The 20,523-nt window shown below is 52.6% G+C and carries 18 protein-coding genes; 10 read left to right on the top strand and 8 right to left on the bottom strand.

The annotated features are described in order from the left end of the window. Positions 1-10: 10 nt before the first annotated feature. The 5 genes from Q4E93_RS20070 to Q4E93_RS20050 all read right to left on the bottom strand — a co-directional run bounded on the left by Q4E93_RS20070 (position 11) and on the right by Q4E93_RS20050 (position 5,456). Entirely contained in the window at positions 11-1,825 is a 1,815-nt protein-coding gene (locus tag Q4E93_RS20070) for a sensor histidine kinase (protein ID WP_303588285.1), read from the bottom strand. A 75-nt stretch (positions 1,826-1,900) separates the two neighbouring features. Further along, on the bottom strand, positions 1,901-3,370 hold the full coding sequence (locus tag Q4E93_RS20065; protein WP_303588283.1) for a potassium/proton antiporter: 1,470 nt from the start codon (positions 3,368-3,370) through the stop codon (positions 1,901-1,903). A 9-nt stretch (positions 3,371-3,379) separates the two neighbouring features. Further along, the gene (locus tag Q4E93_RS20060; protein WP_303588281.1) at positions 3,380-4,237 is read right to left on the bottom strand and encodes a carbohydrate deacetylase; all 858 of its coding nucleotides are present in this window, start codon (positions 4,235-4,237) and stop codon (positions 3,380-3,382) included. A 93-nt stretch (positions 4,238-4,330) separates the two neighbouring features. Next, the gene (locus tag Q4E93_RS20055) at positions 4,331-4,888 is read right to left on the bottom strand and encodes a DUF5025 domain-containing protein (RefSeq protein ID WP_303588280.1); all 558 of its coding nucleotides are present in this window, start codon (positions 4,886-4,888) and stop codon (positions 4,331-4,333) included. Between the two features lie 22 nt (positions 4,889-4,910). Next, positions 4,911-5,456 carry a hypothetical protein gene (locus tag Q4E93_RS20050; protein ID WP_303588278.1) on the bottom strand — a complete coding sequence of 182 codons (546 nt, stop codon included), beginning with the start codon at positions 5,454-5,456 and terminating at the stop codon, positions 4,911-4,913. A 94-nt stretch (positions 5,457-5,550) separates the two neighbouring features. On the opposite strand from Q4E93_RS20050, the gene Q4E93_RS20045 reads away from it, so the two are divergent. Together Q4E93_RS20045 and Q4E93_RS20040 are read left to right on the top strand one after the other, a co-directional pair. Further along, positions 5,551-6,381: a hypothetical protein gene (locus Q4E93_RS20045; protein ID WP_303588277.1), complete on the top strand. Its 831-nt coding sequence runs from the start codon at positions 5,551-5,553 to the stop codon at positions 6,379-6,381. A 31-nt stretch (positions 6,382-6,412) separates the two neighbouring features. Continuing rightward, positions 6,413-7,198 (top strand): class I SAM-dependent methyltransferase, encoded by a 786-nt coding sequence (locus Q4E93_RS20040; protein WP_303588276.1) that lies wholly within the window; start codon positions 6,413-6,415, stop codon positions 7,196-7,198. Positions 7,199-7,219: 21 nt separating this feature from the next. Here the strand turns inward: Q4E93_RS20040 and Q4E93_RS20035 are convergent, their stop codons facing one another. Then, positions 7,220-9,646, bottom strand: a complete 2,427-nt coding sequence (locus Q4E93_RS20035; RefSeq protein WP_303588275.1) for an ABC transporter permease — start codon at positions 9,644-9,646, stop codon at positions 7,220-7,222. Between the two features lie 210 nt (positions 9,647-9,856). Here Q4E93_RS20035 and Q4E93_RS20030 point away from each other — a divergent pair, with 210 nt between their 5' ends. The 3 genes from Q4E93_RS20030 (at position 9,857) to Q4E93_RS20020 (ending at position 12,188) form a co-directional block, all read left to right on the top strand. After that, positions 9,857-10,411, top strand: a complete 555-nt coding sequence (locus tag Q4E93_RS20030; RefSeq protein ID WP_303588273.1) for a hypothetical protein — start codon at positions 9,857-9,859, stop codon at positions 10,409-10,411. A gap of 153 nt (positions 10,412-10,564) precedes the next feature. Further along, positions 10,565-11,821: a polysaccharide lyase 6 family protein gene (locus tag Q4E93_RS20025; RefSeq protein ID WP_303588270.1), complete on the top strand. Its 1,257-nt coding sequence runs from the start codon at positions 10,565-10,567 to the stop codon at positions 11,819-11,821. 25 nt (positions 11,822-11,846) lie between these two features. Then, positions 11,847-12,188 (top strand): KH domain-containing protein, encoded by a 342-nt coding sequence (locus tag Q4E93_RS20020; RefSeq protein WP_303588268.1) that lies wholly within the window; start codon positions 11,847-11,849, stop codon positions 12,186-12,188. A gap of 168 nt (positions 12,189-12,356) precedes the next feature. Here the strand turns inward: Q4E93_RS20020 and Q4E93_RS20015 are convergent, their stop codons facing one another. Beyond that, on the bottom strand, positions 12,357-13,307 hold the full coding sequence (locus tag Q4E93_RS20015) for a DNRLRE domain-containing protein (RefSeq protein WP_303588267.1): 951 nt from the start codon (positions 13,305-13,307) through the stop codon (positions 12,357-12,359). A 201-nt stretch (positions 13,308-13,508) separates the two neighbouring features. Here Q4E93_RS20015 and Q4E93_RS20010 point away from each other — a divergent pair, with 201 nt between their 5' ends. Genes Q4E93_RS20010 through Q4E93_RS19990 form a run of 5 tightly spaced genes read left to right on the top strand, consistent with a single transcriptional unit; the run spans position 13,509 to position 18,940 of the window. After that, entirely contained in the window at positions 13,509-13,871 is a 363-nt protein-coding gene (locus Q4E93_RS20010) for a BlaI/MecI/CopY family transcriptional regulator (protein WP_303588265.1), read from the top strand. 1 nt (position 13,872) lies between these two features. Continuing rightward, positions 13,873-14,853, top strand: a complete 981-nt coding sequence (locus Q4E93_RS20005; RefSeq protein ID WP_303588263.1) for a M56 family metallopeptidase — start codon at positions 13,873-13,875, stop codon at positions 14,851-14,853. A 52-nt stretch (positions 14,854-14,905) separates the two neighbouring features. Then, positions 14,906-17,296, top strand: a complete 2,391-nt coding sequence (locus tag Q4E93_RS20000; RefSeq protein ID WP_303588261.1) for an ABC transporter permease — start codon at positions 14,906-14,908, stop codon at positions 17,294-17,296. Positions 17,297-17,328: 32 nt separating this feature from the next. Further along, positions 17,329-17,700, top strand: coding sequence for a hypothetical protein (locus Q4E93_RS19995; RefSeq protein ID WP_303588259.1), 372 nt, complete (start codon positions 17,329-17,331; stop codon positions 17,698-17,700). Beyond that, a complete protein-coding gene (locus tag Q4E93_RS19990) occupies positions 17,684-18,940 on the top strand; it encodes an efflux RND transporter periplasmic adaptor subunit (protein WP_303588257.1) in 1,257 nt (418 codons plus the stop codon). Before Q4E93_RS19995 ends, Q4E93_RS19990 begins: the two co-directional genes overlap by 17 nt. On the opposite strand, the gene Q4E93_RS19985 is transcribed toward Q4E93_RS19990, so the two are convergent. Beyond that, positions 18,929-20,467 carry a tetratricopeptide repeat protein gene (locus Q4E93_RS19985; RefSeq protein WP_303588255.1) on the bottom strand — a complete coding sequence of 513 codons (1,539 nt, stop codon included), beginning with the start codon at positions 20,465-20,467 and terminating at the stop codon, positions 18,929-18,931. The two genes, Q4E93_RS19990 and Q4E93_RS19985, sit on opposite strands and share 12 nt — an antisense overlap. Positions 20,468-20,523 lie beyond the last annotated feature (56 nt).

Raw genomic sequence — 20,523 nt, 5'->3', positions numbered from 1 at the left:
AAGGTAAGTTTTATGGTTGTTTGGCAATAGTGAAAAAGAATGAGCTGCCTTTTCCCGGCGACGACTCCACCCATATCCTGCCCCCATGCCGCTCCACGATCTTCTTGCAAATGGCCAGGCCGATGCCGGTACCGGAAAAATCGCTTTTGTTATGCAATCGTTGAAAAATAATAAAGATCTTCTCAAAGAACATGGGGTCGATGCCGATGCCATTGTCCTGCACGCTGTACAACCATCCTCCCGGCACTTCATTCCCCTGTACACGGATCAGCGGAGGGTCGCCGCTGTGATATTTCAGGGCATTGCCCACCAGGTTCTGCATCAACTGCACCAGCTGCACCTTGTCCCCGTATGCATCCGGCAGGTGCCCGATCTCCACCTTCGCCCGGGCGGCGATGATCTTCTCCCGGAAAGTTTCGCCCACCTCCTTCATCACATCGTCCATTTTCACCGGTGTGAAAGATCCCTTTCCCGACCCTACGCGGGAGTATTCCAGCAGGTCGAGGATCAGGGTCTTCATCCGCTCAGCCCCGTCCACCGCAAAATGGATATACTGCGTGGCCTTATCGTCCAGCTGCCCCTTGTATTTCTTTTGCAGCAGCTGCAGGAAGCTGCTCACCATCCGCAAAGGCTCCTGCAGATCATGGGACGCAATGTAGGCAAAGCGCTCCAGCTCCGCGTTGGAGGCCGCCAGCTCCGCCGCCCTGGCTTCCAGGTCGTGATTCAGCTGCTGCAACAACGTTTCCGCCTTCTTCCGTTCCGTAATGTCGTTGACGATCACCATCCGCGCCCGCTTCCGCTCGTATTCGATGGGATGGGCCGTGAGCTCCACATCGATGACCTCGCCGTTCTTTTTCAGATGCCGCCAGTTGCTGTCCCGGTAAGTCTCACGGGAAGTCCTGAGGCCGGCGATATCCTCCAGGAGACGTTCAATGTCTTCCTGCGGTCGGATATCCTTGATCGTCATATTTTTGAACTGCTCCTGGCTATAGCCGTACAGACGGACCGCCGCCTCGTTGACCTCCAGGAACTGCAGGGTATCCTGGTCATAGATCCACTTAGGCAGCGGGCTCTTATAGAAGAGTGTCTTATATTTTTCCTCCGATGCCTGAAGGTCCTTGGTCTGCGACCTGACGGTGTCCTCCAGTACCTTGTTGAATTGATTCAGCTGCTCCTTCACTTCCTGTTCGCGGGCCAGGTCGATGCGGATCTTCTTGATGACGACAAAAGCAAGGACAGCTACTGCGGCGATCAGGCCCCAGAGGACATATTGCAATTCCGATGCCCTGTGCTGGTTGGCCCGGCGGCGCTCGTTCAGCAGCCGGCTTTCCTCGGTTTTCAGCCTGTCAGTCATCAGGCTGATCTGGTGAGAATATCCGAAAGATGCGCTGGAAGCAATGAGCTTAGCGGCCCCGCCAACATTATTACCCCGGTGCATCCGGATGGCCTGGTCCAGCAGGTCCCTGTTCTTGTCGATATACCGGTACAGCGTCTCCATGCGTTCCTGCTGTTCGGGATTATCGCGGATCAGCTGTTTCCCTTCCGCCAGCCGCTGCTGCAGACGGTTAGACAGGACGTCCAGGGAGTCCAGGAAAGCGCTGTCGCCTGTGATGAGGAAATTCTTTACCCCCAGCTCATAACGGAGGCTCATGTCCAGGATGTCCTCCGTTGCGAAGAGCACCTGGTTGGTATGTTTTACGCGGGATGTAGTATCCTGCAGACGCCGCGACTGCCAGATAGATATCAGCAGGATGGCCAGTACGCAAATAATGGCAATGATGATGCCGGTAAGCAAAGTCTTTTCGATGGTTCCTTTTCCTTTCATAATGGCTTCTCCCCCCGGGTGAGGCCGGGAGAAATAAGGTAATGCTGCGGCAGGGTGGGGTAATTTACTAAAAAATCACCGATTGGCTATCCCCAAAGAAGCGATTGCCAAAGAAAAAGCTCGTTCATTCTCGGCCAGGAGCAGCAATCGGTCGTCGCCCCGCAATACGGTAGACCCCACTGGCGTAATGTAATCCTTGCCACGGATGATCAGCAGGATCTTGGCCGTTTTCGGGAAGCCGATCTCGACGATCTTCCTGCCGTTGACGATGGAATGATGCGGCAGGTGGATCTCTTCCCGCACGGACATGGTGGGATCGATGAATTCCAGGTCGCTGCCGATCCGCCGCTTGGCCCTACCGGGTACCGTCAGATGCAGCATTTTCGCCACCGCCGGCAAGGTAGTGCCCTGGATGATGACGGAGGTGATGGCAATAAAGAACACCAGGTTAAAGATCATATCGCTTTGGGCAAGCCCCGCGATCTTGGGATAAGTGGCAAACACGATGGGCACCGCCCCCCGCAACCCGACCCAGGAAAGGAATAGCTTGCTCCGGCGGTTCGCTTTGTTGAGCAGCAGGCTCCCGAAGACCCCGACAGGCCTTGCGACCAGGATCAAAAAAGCGGAGATCAACAGGCCATCCCATGCGACAGCCCAGACCCTGGACGGAAATACCAGCAGGCCCAGGGCGAGGAACAGGATGATCTGCATCAACCACGCGATCCCGTCATAGAACTGGATAAGACTGCGCTTATGTATAAAGTTGGAAGAACCCAGGATCACGGCACAGATGTAGATGGCCAGGAAACCATTGCCGCCCAGGAATTCCGTGGCCGCATAGCTGAACATGGCCAGGGCCATGAGCAAAACAGGATACAATCCCTGGTTGTTCAGATGAATGCGGTTGATCAGCCAGAAGCTGAGCTTCCCCGTGCAATATCCCATGGCGCCTCCGATGACAAACCCTTTGACGAACAGGAGCAGCAGCTCCCCGACAGGGAAATGCCCCTCTTTTACTACCGCGGTCAGCGAGATGGTGAGAAAATAAGCCATCGGATCGTTGCTGCCGCTCTCCAGCTCCAGCACGGGACGCAGCGCGCCCTTCAAACCGATGCCCTTGCCACGCAGGATGGAAAACACGGCCGCCGCGTCGGTGGAAGAGACAATGGAACCCAGCAGCAGCCCCTCCGGGAACGTAAACCCCAATAGATAATGCACGAAGACCCCTACGGAAACAGCCGTCAGCAGCACGCCCAGCGTGGACAGCGCCAGGCCCATCCGCAATACAGGGCGGATGGTTTGAAAATCCGTGCTGAGCCCTCCCGAGAAAAGAATGAAATTGAGGGCCGTGATACCGATGAATTGCGCCATATGCATATCATCGAATGGAATGCCGCCGATGCCCTCCGATCCCGCCAAAATGCCTACCAGCAGGAAAAAGATCAGCGTGGGCACCCCCCAGCGGCTCGTGGTCTTGCCGCCAATGATGCTCAGCAGTAAGAGAACGGAACCGACCAGTAAGGCATGCTCAGCGGTGATATGCATGACCGCAATTTAACGAAACTTAGCCTGAACGCCCTCGACCGGGATGGTCCATTTATTCAACATGTCCACTAACCGCCAGCCGCCAGCGCGTACCGGCAGACCCGTATAAGACATCGTATGACGGTGATCGATCACGGGACGCAGCTTCCATTGCAGGCCCTTCCCGCTGCGATCCGTCAGGTCCCCATATTCGTCCACCCGGGGAGAAACCCCGATCTCTATATTTTTACCCATGGGGCGCCGCTTTGCAGGCAACCCGAGAAGATCGTCCGCGTCACCCGAAAGGTCCGGCCCCGTGACACCCATATAACGCCAGATCACGCGGAGGAACCACCGCCGGTGAATTCCCCTCACACCACGCATGTGCGGCCCCAGGTTCCTGAAAAATCGCATCCGGGGAACGCCATACTCGCGGCCAAGCTTCGCCATCAGACAGGCGACAGGCCATTGCGCATGCAGGGAGTGATGTATATCCAGGTGCGAGGGCCGTATCCCGGCCATCAGCGCCTTTTCCAGCTGGGCCTTCATCTCCTCATAGACCGCCCGCTCCTCATGGCTGCTCAGCAGCAGCAGCCGCCGCCCGTCCTGCAGGACGAAACGCCCCCCGCCATCGCAAAAACGTTCGCAGTCCCGGATGGCGGACGTCAGGGAATAGCCTTCGGAAAAATTAAGCCGGACACCCACTACGCCGGAAAGACAGGCGTGTTCCTGCACGAGCCCCGCGGCATGGTCAAAGCCGGGCATATTTACCAGGAGAGAAGCACTGGTGACAAGGAATCGCTGAAAGCTTCGGAGGACGGCGGAATTAATAACGTCGCTATAGCCGAAGTCATCGGCGTTGATGATAATCTTATTAGCAGTGCGCATACAGGTTACAGGTCAGGATCAGAAATTACACGCGAAAAACGTACTAAATGGGGGAATATTACAATTTTCGATAAAAAATATAGGTGTAAATGCCTATTGATGCCACATCTTCGCTTTAAATTTTCCATCCTTGATAATCACCATCTTTGATGGATCATCATGGGCATATACTGTGCCCTGGAAAGTCCCCTCGATAACGCTGTCGGCAACGGAGGTTACCGTCGCCATAGCAGAACTCCTCGAAGTAACATCACCATAGAGGTAGTAATTCGGCCGGGACGTGGTATTGATATATTTTGCATAATTAAGGTCTACCCAATAATGCATGGCCGTATCATGATATTCTCCGGTGGAAATAGGCTTACCATACTCATACCCGATCCACAAATAAATATAGTCTGACAAGGTTTGTTGAAAACCACCGGAATACATCAGCGTATCCGTCTTTGGCACGCCTACAAAACCCGACAATACTACAACGCTTGTGACTGTATCTACATAGGCATCAGCAAGGCTATCGAATGAAACATGCACACCGTCGATCGTAGCCGTGATATAATTTCCGGAACTATGGGGAGCCGAAGACGCATCCTTCTTACAGGAATAACAGACAGCCGTCAACAGCAGCCCGAAGGCCATTAGCTTTTTCATATCCCATCCATTTTAAGATTGATCATTGCTTTACCCAGGTCTGCTTTACGACATAGGCGATGGCGCCCCACCCATACATATAGTTAAATAACAACGAGTCCTTCCCCAGGACCTGAGCGTCGGCCAGGCCCCCGTATACCCCCATGATCGTATCTCTCAAAGGATCAACAGAACTTTTAAAGACTTTAAATGTGATCGTATCAGAGCCAAGATCGACATCCCTTCCCGGTGCAGCCCAGTTGGGGGCAGGGTTCCTTCCCGATTGCACGAATGCGATCACGTTGATCGTATCCCGAAAGAGGCGTCCATCCGGCACTATCGGAGATCCCCGGTAAGAATAATCCCGTATGATATGTCCCGTAAATTCGGATATGGTATGCGCACCTTCAGGGTAAAATACAGAGGCGTCCTCTGTAACATGATACGTTCCCACGTAATTCTTCGCCAGATCAATGGCAGAGGGGTTGACAGGAGGAAGGTCCGTTGATTTCTTGCAGGAGGCAAACAGGAGCAGGACGAAAAATACCCTTTTTGCATCATTAGAATAAGGCAGTAAGGCGTGTTTCATTTAATATTGATTGGTCGGGGAACTATAAAAATAATAAAAGAAATCTGTACGGACAAGATTCCATGGCTATCTTCACACCAACGACACCTTAACCATGACGCCCCGCAATAAGCACCTCCTCCTTAATTGGGCCTTCCTGCCCTGTCTGCTCGTCCTCGCCCTGAACGACCACTATCTAAAAGCCGCCTATCCCGGCTGGCTGACAGGCAAACTCTCGGACTTTGCCGGTCTGCTGATCTTTCCCCTCTTCCTGGCTTATCTCTTTCCGCACCGCGCAAGCGCCATGCCATGGCTGACTGGGCTGTTCTTTATTTTCTGGAAATCTCCCCTGTCCACCCCCTGTATCGACACCTATAATACATTCGCGCCCATCGGCATCACCCGGACCGTCGACTACTCCGACCTGCTGGCCCTGGCGGTCCTTCCCCTGTCCTCTCATCTCATCCGGCATATCGACCGCTACAGGATGTTCCGGCGCCCGCGCCCCGGCCTGGCAGCCCCCTACCTGATCATTCCCTGCAGCCTTGCCTTTATGTCCACGTCCCCGCCCCTCTCCTACCGGCTCGCGCACAATCCGCCCAATGGCGACATCTACATCGGGGAATACTACACGGTGAAGCTGCCCCCTGAACAGGTGCTGGAAGCCATGCGGAAAGAAGGGCTTACCCCCATGCCGGATACGGCCTGCCACCAGACACCCAATACCTGTTACCTCATCGATAATGTCACTTTCCCCGGCATCTCCGATACCCTGCAATCGGTGCGTTTCCGTCTGTATAAGGAGAAAAACAACCATTCGACGATCTGGATAGACAAGGTCACCAAAAGAGGGAATTTCTATCTCAGTGACTGGAAATTACTGAAGATCTATACCAGATATTATCGCCAGATGCTGCACCACCACATGGTCCGGCAATTGAGATGAGACCGCAAAATTGTCGTACCTTGCAAACCTTATGTTCGAATTTCATAAGGACCGTAAACAATATTTCGACATACAGGTCTCGAATACGGCAAAATATGTCATCCCTTTCATCCGGGAACATATTCCGCTTCAGCCGGGCGCCCGCGTGCTGGAGATCGGCGCCGGCGAAGCCGGTGTCCTGAAAGCCTTCATCGACGAAGGATGCATCGGCGTAGGCGTGGAACTGCTGGAAGAGCGGGTCGTCAACGGCCGCAAATGGCTGGAACCCGAACTCGCATCCGGAAAGCTCACCTATATCATCAGCGATATTTACGATGTCGATGTGGACCGCGACCTGGGTGGCAAATTCGACCTCATCGTCCTCAAGGATGTCATCGAGCACATCTATGACCAGGCACGGTTGATGGAAAGGCTGCATGCCTTCCTCCTCCCCAAAGGCGCTATCTTCTTCGGCTTTCCTCCCTGGCAAATGCCCTTTGGCGGACACCAGCAGATCTGCACCAATAAGGTCCTGGCGAAAATGCCGTATTACCATCTCCTGCCGGAACCCCTGTATAAGTATATTTTAAGGAAATTCGATCAGCCCGTAAAAGACCTGATAGAGATCAGGGATACCCGGCTCTCCCTGGAAAAGTTCGAACGCATCCTGCGGAAAACAAAATATCGCGTCCTGCATAGAAGGTTGTTCCTGATCAACCCTATCTATGAATATAAGTTCGGCTGGAAGCCGCGCGTTCAGTCCACCGTCATCGCCCGCATCCCCTGGTTCAGGAACTTCGTGACGACCACGGCTTATTATCTGGTGGCGCCTGCCTGATCTGAATCGCCTCCGCCCTACCTACTCCGTCCTCAAACTCTTCACCGGATTCGCCATCGCCGACTTCAACGCCTGCACGCTGATGGTCCCCAGCGCCGTCAGCAAAGCCGCACCCGTCGCCATCGCAAACACCGTCCAGTTGATGCTGGTCCGGTAAGCAAAATCCTGCAGCCAGTGATGCATCGCCCACCAGGCCAGCGGGGACGCCACCACGATCGCCAGCAGCACCAGCCTGAGAAAATCCCGCGTCAGCAAAGTGATGACACTGCCCACGCTGGCGCCCAAAACTTTGCGGATCCCGATCTCCCGGGTCCGCTGCTCGGCCGTGAACATCGCAAGTCCCAGCAAGCCCAGGCAGGCGATGAAAATGGCCAGTGATGCAAACGCAATAAACAATCCCCCTGTCCGCTGCTCCGTCCTGTACTTGTTATTGAAATCATCATCCATGAATGAATAATTGAAAGGCTGACCCGGCGCCATCGTCCTCCATTTTGCCTCGATTTGATTGATCAGGCCGGGAATATTCTTTGTGGTCGTCCGTACGGCAATACTACCGTTCTCCTTTCTCCATCGCATCGCCAGCGGCGTCACCTGCTCCCGCAGCGAATTGAAGTTGAAATCCTTCACCACGCCTACCACATGCAGGTGCGTCAGGTCGCGGGCAGGGAAATTGTCCAGGGAATACAGGTCCTTGTTCACGGCATCCCGGAACCCTAACAATCGCGCCGCTGATTCATTCAGGATAATGCCGGTAGAATCCGTGAGAAAATCCCGGGAGAAATTCCGCCCCTGCACCATCTGCATCCCCAACGTGGGGATATAATTTTCATCCACGTTCCAGATCTGCATGGACGCCGCCTTCGAAGCATCCATCCCCGGGTCCGGGAACAGGGGATAGTCGTTGCGCCAGGTGGACGTAGGCAGATAGCCCGTCATCGTAGCGCGCTCCGCCCCGTTCATTTTCAGGATCTCCTCTTTGAAAGCGGCCGTCTGGCTCCCCAGCGCGTTGGTATTCTGCAGCACCAGCACCTGGTCCCTGTTGTAGCCGATGTTCTTATTGCGTATATAGTTCAGCTGCCTGTAGATGACGATGGTCCCTACCATCAATACCACCGAGATGGCGAACTGGAAGACGACCAGGCTGCTTCGCAACCATCCGCTCCTGAAGCCCGCGGCCAGCTTGCCTTTCAACACCTGCGCCGGACGGAAGGCGGAAAGGAAGAGCGCAGGGTAGCTACCCGCCAGTAAACCCACCACCACCGTCAGCAGCAGCAGGGACGCCAGCAGCCAGGGTTTGCCGAACAGGTCCGGCGTCAGCGATTTAGAGGCCAGCTGGTTGAACAGCGGCAACAAAGAAATCGCAATGATCACCGCCAATGCCAGCGCAATGAAACAGACCAGCATCGACTCCATCAGGAACTGCCGGATCAGGCTCTGCCGCGTGGAGCCCAGCACCTTCCGCACCCCTACTTCCTTGGCCCTGCCCGCGCTGCGAGCCGTCGACAGGTTCATAAAATTGATGCAGGCGATCAGCAGGATAAAGACGGCGATCGTGGAAAAGATATACACGTACTGGATGCTGCCATTGCCCGCCAGCTCCGCAGTCTTGTTGGAATACAGGTGGATGGCTGTCAGGGGCATCAGCGAATACCGTAAATAATTGCCGCTCTTTTGGAACTGGTCCAGATTCACATTCATCACCGCCTGGGCACGCGGACCGATGTACCGGTCCACTATTTGAGGCAGCCGGGCTTCCAGCCGCCTGGCATCCGCGCCCGGCTTCAACAACACATAGGTATTGAAATTATTGCTCAGCCAGTCGTCCAATTCCCAGCGCTGGATGCTGTTCCTGGACGAAATAAAGAAGTCGAATTGAAAATGGGACTGTTCCGGGATGTTCCGGATCACGCCGGTCACTTTCAGATTACCAGTGTCGTTCACCGTGAGATACTTGCCGACGACATCCGTGGAATTGAAATATTTCAGCGCCATCTTTTCCGTGATCACCACGGACCGGGGCTCCGCCAGCGCCCTGCCGGGATCTCCCTGTATCATCGGCAAGGTAAATACACTGAACAAAGTGGAGTCCGTATAGGTCACCCTGTTCTCCTGGATGTTCTGCTGTCCCTTCTTCACCAGCATACCACCATACCCGCGAAAACGGACGAATTGCTGCACTTCCGGGTAATCCCGCTTCATCGCCGCACCCATGGGCTCCGGCACCGTCGCCAGGTTGAAATAGTTGCCGCCAAAATGCAGGTCTCCGTCGATCCGGTAGATCCTGTCCGCCTCCTTATTCCAGCGGTCGTAGCTCAGCTCATCCGTCACATACAACAGGATCAGCAGACAGGTGGCCAGGCCAATGGCCAGACCCGAAATATTGATAAAGGAGAAAGCTTTGTTGTTCTTCAGGTTCCTCCAGGCGATGAGAAAATAATTTTTGAACATGGCTTATCGGAATTAAAAGGCTCCGTTTTAATTCAATAAAAAGAATGCCGCTGTTTTTATTAGCTAATAATCAGCAAATTGCAGCGGGCAGGCCACGGACCATTGTCCGTTTATGATACACTTCCTGTCCTGTTCCGGCCGCCGGGCCGTATACCAATAATTTGTTTTAAACGTTATCTTGTACAAATTATCCCCTTTATAACTAAAACTATGAAAAAGTCAACATCGGTCCTTTTAATCGCAACCTTGTTCTTCACTGCATGTAAGAAGGACAGTAGTACCAAAACAAGCTCAACGTTCACCGCTTCCGTGAATGGCCAGGCCACCACCTTCAATGTATTCCAGGCAACCCTGCTCCGGTCGACGGGCGACAACGAGAAAAGGATGGACATCGCCGGAACGTCCACCGATGGCAGCAAACAATTCATCATAACACTGGGAATCGAGACGGCCACAGGTAATGGAATGACAGTGAAATCCTATGTGCTCAACGCTTTCCCTGAAGACGATCCCAGTACGCCCAATATTGATGAAAGCGCCACCACTCAGGGCTTCACTACTTACAGCACGAAGATGTCAGGCGGCGGATGGCTGACGGACGTATACAATGAACAAGGGCTCTTCAACCTCAGTTCCTGTGACAGCACGAACCACATCATTTCCGGCACGTTCCAGACAACGTTGCGGGACATGACCTCCGGGGACATCGTGGTAGACATAAAGGACGGTAAAATGTCCAATATAAAATATACAGTAATGAACTAAAGCTGATATCATGCAACATCGCGCCTGGGACCGAAAGGATCCCAGGCGCTTGCTTTTGCGGCATCGCTAAAATAGCTTATAAACCAGCCAATCTCTCTGATCCGTCCTGCAACCCGAAGCGCTATTTTACAGGGGATTACCAAACCCTGACACATGAAAAATGGTACATGGCTCGCCTTGTTCCTGGCAGGAACCCTGGCCGCATCTGCGCAAACCACCGTCTCTTCCCTGTCCGCCTTGCAGACTGCCATCAACAACGCTGCCCCCGGGGCCGTGATCATCCTGGCCGACGGCGTCTACACCGCCAGCGCGGACATCACGATCGATAGGCAAGGCACCGCATCGCAGCCCATCACCATCAGGGCGCAAAGCATCGGCGGCGCCGAGATCGCAGGCGCCGCGGGGTTCAGCCTGGTAAGCCCTGCCACCCACATCATTATCCAGGGATTTAAGTTTACGCACAGCGCTTCGCACGCCACCATGGCTGCCGGCACCAGCTTCTGCCGGTGGACACGCTGCCTCTTCCAAACACCAGGCCCCGGAGAAGACCTGCTGATCAATGGCAACGACCAGGAGGTAGACTACAATACTTTCCAGCATAAGAATGCAATGGGCCGGTTTGTCGCCGTCCGGGGCACGGGCAGCCAGATAGCCCAGCGGATCCATATCCACCACAACTATTTCTTCGACCAGCCGCCGCAAAAAGGCAATGGCGCCGAGACATTGCAGTTCGGTCTCAGCGGCTTTAGCCTCTCCAACAGCAACAGCATCGTAGAATACAATTTATTCGAGCAGTGCGAAGGGGAAAATGAATTGATCTCCGTAAAAGCATCCCAGCTGACCATCCGCTGTAACACCATCCGGGATTGCCCCGCCCAATTCACCCTTCGTCATGGTAACCGCAGCGCCATCTACGGCAATTATTTCGTCAACACCCCTGGTCTGCGCATCTTCGGGGATGATCACACGATCTTCAGCAACCATTTCGAGCGCTGCCACCCCGCCATCCTGGTGGGCAATGGCGACGGAGAAGTGGCGGATGGCGCGCCGCTGACGGCGCACGATCGTCCCGACCATGTGCTGATCGCCTTCAATACGCTGGTGAACAATACAGCCAACATTATCCAGAGCGGACGTACCAATGGACTGGGCGCTACGGACATCACCATTGCCAACAATGTCATCGAGGGCGGAGGGCCAGCGGCCACTATCGCCGGACCTTACACGGGCGGGATATGGTCGGGCAATATACTTTTCCATACCAATGGCGCCGGCAGCATGCCCGCCAGCGGATATACCACCGTCAATCCCCTGGATAAAAGTGCTGACAAAATTTCGTCCGCACCGGTGACCGTACCCATCCTATCACCCGCAGAAGTAGGCTGCGACGGGAAGATAGTAAAAGAGTAAGCTTGCCGGTCGTATCTTTATGGGCATGGAAAAAGACTGGGGCATTTTCGAAAAAGGCAGGACCATCGGCAAAAAAGGCTCGGAAGACGGCATCATCCTCGCCGACCTGGAAAACATCCATGGCGCCAGGATCACGGTGGAACAGATCGATAACCCCAGCCCCCGCTTCGCCATCACCTTCGGCATCTACGGGCTGTTGTTCCACACCCATTTCAAACGGCGCCAGGAAGAAGTAGATCGCACCATAACATGGCTGCAAAGCACGATCAATAAAGTCTTCGACATGTACGAGCAGTCCGAGCGCAGCCGCACCGCGGACTGGTATCACGAACACGACAGGCTGGTGCACGAGCTGACCATCGATTAGCGCGACGCCCCCGTCATTGAAACAACCACGCCGCCAGCTTATAATTATCCGTAAAATAATCCAGCCCCGGCGCCCCTTCGCATTATACAGAAAGACAGGGACCCTAGCCTCATCAGGCGTCACGCCCGTATAATAGTCCTCTCCAAACCCATCCCGGAATGTTACCAATTATTGGTACGTCACCACCAACTTGGGATATTTGGTTGTATACGTGGTATTGTGGCTCGCTACAAATATGCGACTGGTGTAGGTCACTTCATTTTGCAGCCGCAACAGGAATCCATAGTTCGCATGACCAAGTACCATCGTTCTTACCATACCCGTTACATCAAGATTTAGGTCAAGCTGGGATTGGGTGGTACTTGGCGCAATCGCCTGGTGGGTGGTATCGGTAGATGGCTGATTGGACCAGGTGGTCTTACCCGGGTCGACCGGCGACCAGCTGGAGCTCACGCGCTGTACCAGCAACGTGTTATCGCTCCCATAATTGGCATCCTGGAAATTACCGTTGAGCGTAGGCGCCGGATAAGAGTAGAGATACAAGTTAGCGCTTACGATGGTCGCAGAGGACGGAATGCTGCTTAGATCAAATTTCATCAGGTTCCTTACGGTAATTGGCAGGCTGCTGATGGTCCATGCCGAAATGGGGATATCCGGTCCGGACACGCCGCTTATATCACCTCCGTTATAAATAGCCACAGCATACTCATTCGGATTATTGGCGGGCTGCAATACAAGAGTGGCTGGCTCTGCTATGGAGGCGTTGACAATTACACTCACCGTATCTACGCCGGTGTTACCATGATCATCGGTGGCTTCCAGCTGAAATAGATATGTTCCCTTTACACCAAATCTGACAACCGTGGAAGGCGAGCCGGGATTGATAATAGACGTTGCGTCGGGGCCTGAAACCTGGCTCCATAAATAAGCCAGAATACGGCCGCCGGAGTCAACAGCCCTGGCCGTACCAGTCAGAACGACTGAATCGGGCAATGTAATGGTTTGAGATCTGCCGGCCTCGACGACGGGTGGTTTGTCGAGATCAACCTGTTCTTTTTTGCATCCGGTGAAGATGAACAGTGCGGCAAAGAATAAGGTGGATATGTATGCCCGAATCATGGTTTTCAATTTGTTAAGGTTAAATGAACCTAAAATAAGCACTATTTTCCCTTAAACGCTGGATCCGGAGACTATATTTGATAACTGCGTGGAATTAGCCCATAACTGATCCAGCCGCCGGCGAAAATCGCCTGTTCTAAAAAAATTATTTTGTAAAACTATAAAAATAGTTTTACTTTTAAACTACAAACATAGTTTTAAATGAGATCCCTGACAAAGGCGGAAGAGCAAGTAATGAAAGTATTATGGAAGATGGGCAATGGCTTGTTGATGGAAATTGTCGACGGCATGCCCGCTCCCCAACCGCATAAGAACACGGTGGCCACCATCCTGAAGACCATGGTCGACAAAGGATTTGTGAGGATCGAGAACATCGGAAGGATCCATCGGTATCATCCTGTCCTTACAAAGGAAGAATATTCCAAATCCGCCCTGGTCAATGTCGCCAAAGGCTATTTCGAAGGCTCCTTTCCCGATGTCATCTCTTTTTTGGTTGATGAAAAGAAACTTTCTGTCAGGGAGCTGGAAATGCTATTGCAGCAGCTGAAGAAAAACAAGAAGTGATATGACCACCCTTATTGCCTATATGATCAAATCCATCCTGGCCAGCGGCATCCTGTATGCTTACTACCAGCTGGCATTGCGCAATAAGCGGCTCCATGTCTATAACAGGTGCTATCTGCTGGCGACCGTAGTGGTCAGCCTGGTGCTGCCCCTGGTAAATTTCAATTTGTATGCCATCGAAAAGCCAGGGAGCCTGGCATTGGTGGTTGCACGCCCGGGTTCCTCTCCTGCAACGACCTGTATTTTATTTTGCTGCATGGCAGCGATCGCCTTTGTTCTATTGATGATCATGCTCTCGAAAATTTCCTGGGTATACAGGATCCGGCGAAAGGAAGGATCCGTAAAGGTCGGAAAGGTCCACTTCATCCAGACCCGGCACCCATCGGCGCCTTTTTCCTTTCTCAACAATCTATTCTGGCGGGATGGCATGTCCACCAGCGATGGACAAGGAGATAAGATCTTTATACATGAAATGACCCATATCCGGCAAAAACACAGCTGTGATAAGCTGTTCATACAAACAATAGCCTGTATATGCTGGGTGAACCCGTTCTACTGGCTGATCCAAAAGGAGCTGAACGTGGTGCATGAGTTCCTGGCGGATGCCGCCTGTATCGAGGAGGGAGACACCGGTTCTTTTGCCCTCATGCTGCTGCAATCCCACGACAATGGGAGATACCTGGACCCCTCCCACTACTTTTTCCGCTCGCCCGTGGTCAGAAGATTGAATATGGTCGCGGCTTCCGGGAACATCCACTACAAACATGCCCGAAAACTCATGGTGCTCCCGTTGATCGCATCGCTATTGTTGCTGTTCTCCTTTAAGGAGAGCATCGCAAAGGACGGCACGCGGATTTTACAGCAAATGGAGAGAGAACAAAAACTATTGGATGAAAAAAGGACGCTGGAGAACGCACATTCGACATCGACCTTGTCAGCCCATACTTACTTTATAAGATATCGCTACCGGACTTTTATATAGGGTTTTATCCCCCATACTACACGTGCATTAAGTATTGCCAAACAGTTTTTATATGTTTAAGAACTATTTCAACATCGCCTTGCGTGGTTTGAAGAAGAGCTTGCTATTCTCCGTAATAAACATGGGCGGGTTGAGCCTGGGGCTAGCCTGCAGTATGCTGATCCTGCTGTACGTCAAAGATGAATGGAGCTATGATCAGTTCCATGAAAAGAAGCATCGGATCTTCCAGCTCACCTGTGAAAGGAGCGGTAAGGACGGCAGGCATGAAAAATTTGCCATTTCAGCGATGGTCCAGGGCCCCGCATTTAAAGAGGCCGTCCCTGAAATGGAAGCCTTTGTCCGGGTAGACCCGCAACAATTGACCATCAGAAAAGATAACCAGGTATATACCGAAAGTGCGACCTGGGTCGACGACAATTTCTTTTCCATTTTTTCCTTTCCCCTGGTTGCGGGCAGCCCGGCAGCCGTGCTGAGCGACCCTCATTCCCTGGTGGTGACTGAACAGATGGCAAAAAAATATTTCAACAACGGCGAGGCAATAGGCAAGACGCTGGACATGGAGATCAACGGGCAGTTTGAACCCTTCACCATCACCGGCATCGCGAAAACACCGCCGCCTAATTCAACCATCGGATTCAACGTCTTGCTTCCATTCAAATACCTTGCGCAAACAAGCCCGGACAATGGCTGGATGTGGGTATCCTATCCCACCTATTTTCTTTTACGCCCGGGAGCAAACCTGGAAAATGTAAAAAGGAAAATGGATGCCGTCTACAGGCTGCAAGCCAAAGATGAGATCGATATGGATCACCGGGCCGGGTATGACGATACATTTACCTGGGACCTTATGCCCTTTACGAAAATGCATCTTAACACCGAATACGCCGGCACGCCCGCATCCAGCAACCCTTTGTATACCTATATTTTAACAGGAATAGCCTTGTTCATCTTATTGATCGCATGCATCAATTTTATCAACCTCACCCTGGCGCGCTCTTTAAAAAGAAGCAAGGAAATAGGCATCAGGAAAATAATAGGAGGGGTAAGAGCGCAGCTCATGATACAGTTCCTGGGGGAATCCTTTTTACTCTGCTCTTTTTCCTTTTTATTGGCCGCAGGGCTGGCAGGACTGGCGCTGCCTTTTTTCAACTCATTAGTAAATAAGCACCTGAGCCTGGATTATCTGCTCGATCTCCCGCTGACGGCTGCCTTTTTCAGCCTGCTCCTGCTCACGGGTCTTCTGGCAGGCTGCTATCCGGCATTTGTATTATCGGGTTTCAACCCCGTGAGAACATTATCTGATCGCTCTGGTCACGGCTTCAGGAACTATCTCGCCAGATCACTGGTGGTATTGCAGTTCTCGCTGGCCGCCTTCCTGATCATCGCCACATTTTTCATGTATGCGCAATTTAATTTTCTGACGAAGGCCGACCTGGGCTATCAGGACAAGAACCTCGTGGAATTCATATCAGGTAAAGCGATCATGAACAAGCCATTGATGGACCTCCTGAGATCTGAATTATCCAAAGTCCCCGGTGTCGAAAGTGCCGGCTACAGCAACATTGGAAAATTCGGGGGCAAAACGCAAGCCGGCGGAAAAGAATTTACAGCCAGCTACCAGCGCGTCGATGAAAACTATCTGACAGCATTGCAGGTAAGCTTTGTGTCAGGCAGGAATTTCTCCCGGGCCTTCCCTTCGGACTCCCTTCATGCAGTGCTCGTGAATGAGTCCTTTATAAAGGCTGCCGGCTGGAAGGAGGGCGTCGGCAAAACAATTGATTGTATGAACATCCCGGACTGGGGCGATAAAAAGACAGCGATCGTCGGAGTTGTAAAGGACTACCATGCCGAATCCTTGAGAGAAAAGATCAAGCCCACTGTCTTTACAATGGACGCACATCTGCCGATGGGTAGGGTCACTGTCCGCATCAGGTCAAAAAGTATCCCCGCGACGATTGCTGCCCTGGAAAAAGCTTATCACGTCCTGATCCCGGAAGAGCCATTTCAATATTCATTCAAAGATGATCTGAACAGGAAATATTACGATTCCGATGCAAAATGGCAGCAGATCATCAGCTTCGGCGCCTTGTTAACCGTCCTGATCTCATGTGTAGGCCTGTTCGGCCTCACGCTGCTGTCCGCTGAAAGGCGCGCCCGGGAGATCGGCATCAGAAAGGCGCTCGGAGCCTCCTCCTGGCAGATAGTGCGACTGATCTCCGGAGATCTTATGCAGCTGGTCTCAATAGCCTTGATCCTGGCTATCCCGGTGTCCTTACTCGCGGTTCATCGATGGCTGGGGAATTTTGCATACAGGATCGATATATCCTGGTGGATGTTTGGGCTGGCCGGCGTGCTCACATTGATGACGGCATTATTAACCATTGGTGTTCAATCCATAAAAGCTTCCCGCGCCAACCCGGCAGTCGTCTTAAGAACGGAATGACCGGGGAAGTATTCAACAAAAACAAATAATATATGAAACAACTGTTATCGCTGATGATAGCGGCCTTTGCCAGCACTATCTCATTTTGCCAGCAGCCCACTAAGCCCGTTAAAACAGGCAATGAGTGGAAAATGCCTGCGGATGTCTTTCAACGCTCCGCTGCCTACGCCGGTCGTCTGAAAGCAACCCTTCATTTGGATGCTGCGCAAACAAAAAAAGTATATGATGCCTATCTGGCAAACATAAAATCCGTCGATGAGATTTCCGTCATTCCGGACGAGGCCGCGAAAAAAATGAAAATGAAGGCAAATCAGGCTTCCTTTAATGAGGTGCTGAAAGGTATTTTCTCGTCCGCCCAGTTTCAAAAATATCTGCAAGACACAACATATGGACATCATTCTTAAAAAAAAGAGATGGACACGTCGCCGTGTCCTGACAGGGGTGGGTATTGCCGCATTGATGGCACTCATCGGCGGCAGCATTTATGCCACTTCCGGGAAGTCAAAACTGAGAGTCAACAAAGAGCGGCTGTCCATGGGCACCATTATCAGAGGCAGCTTCCGGGAAACCATCCCGCAGAACGGCACCGCTCAGCCGATGAAAAGCATCTACCTGGATGCCACGGAAGGAGGAAAGGTGGAAGATAAATATGTGGAGGAAGGCGTCATTTTGAAAAAGGGCGACCCCATCGTAAGGCTGTCCAACAAAGCCCTGGAATTGAGCCTCGTCACCCAGCAGACGAATGTATATGATCTGCTCACCCAGATCCAGATCTCACGCATTGCGGCCGAACAGAATACAAGCTCCAAGCTGAACAACCTGACAGACGTGGAAAGTGCGCTCAGCGATGCCGAACGCATCTATGTGCTGGATAAACGTTTGTTTGAAAAAAAGGTCATCGGGTCCCAGGAATTCAAAAAGGCGGAGCATGATTATTTCTATTATTTGAAGAAGAAAAAGATAAATGACCAGATCATGAAACAGGATTCCACCTCCAATGCCAGGCAGCTGCAGCAGATAAGCCAATCCTACCAGGGATCGCAAAAGGCATTGGACCTGTTGAGGGGAAGGGTCAGCGACCTGATCGTCCGCGCGCCGGTGGACGGCCAGCTCACCTCGCTGGATGCGGAAATAGGGCAGACAAAGAAAGAAGGCGATCGTTTCGGACAGATAGATGTCATGGGCAGCTTTAAAGTCAGCCTGATGGACGTAGATGACCATTACAGCCCCAGGATCTTCCCGGGGCTCACGGGCACCTATACTGACCGGGACACCACGTACAACCTGAAGATCACGAAAGTGTTTACCCAGATCACCAACGGGCATTTCCAGGTGGATATGCAGTTTGTCGGACCAGCGCCCAAGGGCCTCCGGCGCGGACAATCGCTGCAGATCACACTGGCGCTGAGTGATGAGAGAACCTCCGTGCTGGTGCCCAAAGGAGGTTTCTTCCAGCAGACAGGGGGCAATTGGATCTTCAAGGTGAGTGCCGACGGCAAAAGAGCCTACAAAGTAAATATTCAGCTGGGCATGGCGAACACGGACTATTATGAAGTATTGCAAGGCCTCTCTCCAGGGGACAAAGTGATCACCTCCAGCTATGAAAATTACGGCAATATCGAGGAGCTGATCCTAAACGACTGAACGGCTCCATTCCGGGAGCGCCGTAAATTCAAGGTGCTGAAAGCCGGATGGAATATGCAGCAGCCGCCTGACCACCGCTATCTCTTCCGTCAATTCGTAATAATGCACCAGTCGCATGATCTCCTCATATATTTCATCGAATGACATTTCCGTCGTCATCGCCAGCGGCCTGATCCCCTGTAAAAAGCGCAGCCCGCCGTCAGCAACCGCCTCCGCCGCTGCGATCTTTTCAGCCGTCAGCAATAAGCCTGCTTCGTTGTCCTGCAAATCATACACCGCTATCTTCCCATACAGGGCCGGCAAAAAATCCTGGCACTTGTTAAAACACCATAAAGCCTTGTCCACCTCATTGGACAGTAAAAATAACCAGCCGGCATAATAGGTATTGACAGGATCACTGCCGTCCTCCTTTCTGGCCTGCTCGAGGGCATAGGCCAGTCCATTATCCGGCTCTGAAAAGTCTGCCGCGGACAGCACCAGGTAGTATTGGTCCCTCAGGGTCAGGGGGAAGGGATGCGCCTCCGAATCAAACTGCGTATCGAATATCCTGTACGCCGCGATTGAATTACCCATATAATACTGCACCATCGCCTCCAGCCTGTACCAGGCTTCGGGATGCGTCTCCGGGTATCCGGACTGCTGCAAATGATCCAGCAGGCCGTCCCAGCGTTTGCAGGCTGCCATCAGCCAGGCCACGACGGCGAAATTCAGCTCCTGGTTCTGATCAGCCATGCCGGCCACGATCTCTTTGACAATATAAGGCGCCGGGGACTTCTCCCTGAAGACCTCGATCATCCTGGCCTTATCGAACCCCAGGTAATAGGCGCGTTTGTAATGGATGGACGCGCGGTCGAATTCTTTTACGGCCTCGTATACACGCCCCAGGCCAAAATACGCCCGTCCGCTGGTGGGTCTTATCCCGATAGCCCGGTGATAGCTTTCCATCGCCAGATCATAGGCTGCCTTCTTGTATAAGGCATTCCCCCTGTCCGTATAGGCAGTCGCCTGGTCCGGCTCCAGCGCGATGGCCGTATCGCAATCTTCGATCGCCTTGTCATATTCCTCCAGGGAATAATAGTTCGTCGCCCTGTCCAGATATACCTGTGCCTGCCCGGGTTTCAATTCCACCGCCCGATCGTAATAGGGAATGGCCTTGACGTATGTTTTCTTCTCCCGCAATGCATTGCCCATATGATGATAGGCCGAGCCATATTCAGGCCTCAGCGCGATCACCTTTGCAAAATCCTCGACGGCTTTGTCATATTTTTTGATAAGCGCCCAGGTGATGCCCCGGTTCTGGTAGGCGCGGTAAAGATCCGGCTTCAGGGTAATGGCCTTCGTGAAATCATTGATAGCCTTGTCGTAGGCTTTGCTGGTACTGCTCCAGGCGATACCCCGGTAGAAATATAACTCAGGATGGGCGTTGTCCTCCAGGATGGCATCATTCAGAAGTGCTATCATTTCCGGGTACCGGTTGCCCTGGTATAGCACGTTTACTTCGTCGAGCAATGCATCGAGACTGATCATAGATAAGATAGGTTTAATGGTTGGCGTCGGCTTAACGATAAGTAAGTTAAGAAAAT

Origin of the sequence: Flavitalea plasmicola (genome assembly GCF_030546645.1) — a bacterium.
Lineage (GTDB): Bacteria > Bacteroidota > Bacteroidia > Chitinophagales > Chitinophagaceae > Puia.
Note: the sequence above shows the minus strand (reverse complement) of the source record. Positions and strands in the feature narration are given on the sequence as shown.

What these genes read in the sequence shown, in the direction of transcription:
- Q4E93_RS20030 (WP_303588273.1), top strand. Translation starts at nt 9,857, where the DNA reads ATGAAAAAGTCAACATCGGTCCTTTTAATCGCAACCTTGTTCTTCACT.
- Q4E93_RS19985 (WP_303588255.1), bottom strand. Translation starts at nt 20,467, where the DNA reads ATGATCAGTCTCGATGCATTGCTCGACGAAGTAAACGTGCTATACCAG.
- Q4E93_RS20010 (WP_303588265.1), top strand. Translation starts at nt 13,509, where the DNA reads ATGAGATCCCTGACAAAGGCGGAAGAGCAAGTAATGAAAGTATTATGG.
- Q4E93_RS20045 (WP_303588277.1), top strand. Translation starts at nt 5,551, where the DNA reads ATGACGCCCCGCAATAAGCACCTCCTCCTTAATTGGGCCTTCCTGCCC.
- Q4E93_RS20050 (WP_303588278.1), bottom strand. Translation starts at nt 5,456, where the DNA reads ATGAAACACGCCTTACTGCCTTATTCTAATGATGCAAAAAGGGTATTT.
- Q4E93_RS20055 (WP_303588280.1), bottom strand. Translation starts at nt 4,888, where the DNA reads ATGAAAAAGCTAATGGCCTTCGGGCTGCTGTTGACGGCTGTCTGTTAT.
- Q4E93_RS20005 (WP_303588263.1), top strand. Translation starts at nt 13,873, where the DNA reads ATGACCACCCTTATTGCCTATATGATCAAATCCATCCTGGCCAGCGGC.
- Q4E93_RS20020 (WP_303588268.1), top strand. Translation starts at nt 11,847, where the DNA reads ATGGAAAAAGACTGGGGCATTTTCGAAAAAGGCAGGACCATCGGCAAA.
- Q4E93_RS19995 (WP_303588259.1), top strand. Translation starts at nt 17,329, where the DNA reads ATGAAACAACTGTTATCGCTGATGATAGCGGCCTTTGCCAGCACTATC.
- Q4E93_RS20035 (WP_303588275.1), bottom strand. Translation starts at nt 9,646, where the DNA reads ATGTTCAAAAATTATTTTCTCATCGCCTGGAGGAACCTGAAGAACAAC.
- Q4E93_RS20025 (WP_303588270.1), top strand. Translation starts at nt 10,565, where the DNA reads ATGAAAAATGGTACATGGCTCGCCTTGTTCCTGGCAGGAACCCTGGCC.
- Q4E93_RS20040 (WP_303588276.1), top strand. Translation starts at nt 6,413, where the DNA reads ATGTTCGAATTTCATAAGGACCGTAAACAATATTTCGACATACAGGTC.
- Q4E93_RS19990 (WP_303588257.1), top strand. Translation starts at nt 17,684, where the DNA reads ATGGACATCATTCTTAAAAAAAAGAGATGGACACGTCGCCGTGTCCTG.
- Q4E93_RS20065 (WP_303588283.1), bottom strand. Translation starts at nt 3,370, where the DNA reads ATGCATATCACCGCTGAGCATGCCTTACTGGTCGGTTCCGTTCTCTTA.
- Q4E93_RS20015 (WP_303588267.1), bottom strand. Translation starts at nt 13,307, where the DNA reads ATGATTCGGGCATACATATCCACCTTATTCTTTGCCGCACTGTTCATC.
- Q4E93_RS20000 (WP_303588261.1), top strand. Translation starts at nt 14,906, where the DNA reads ATGTTTAAGAACTATTTCAACATCGCCTTGCGTGGTTTGAAGAAGAGC.
- Q4E93_RS20060 (WP_303588281.1), bottom strand. Translation starts at nt 4,237, where the DNA reads ATGCGCACTGCTAATAAGATTATCATCAACGCCGATGACTTCGGCTAT.
- Q4E93_RS20070 (WP_303588285.1), bottom strand. Translation starts at nt 1,825, where the DNA reads ATGAAAGGAAAAGGAACCATCGAAAAGACTTTGCTTACCGGCATCATC.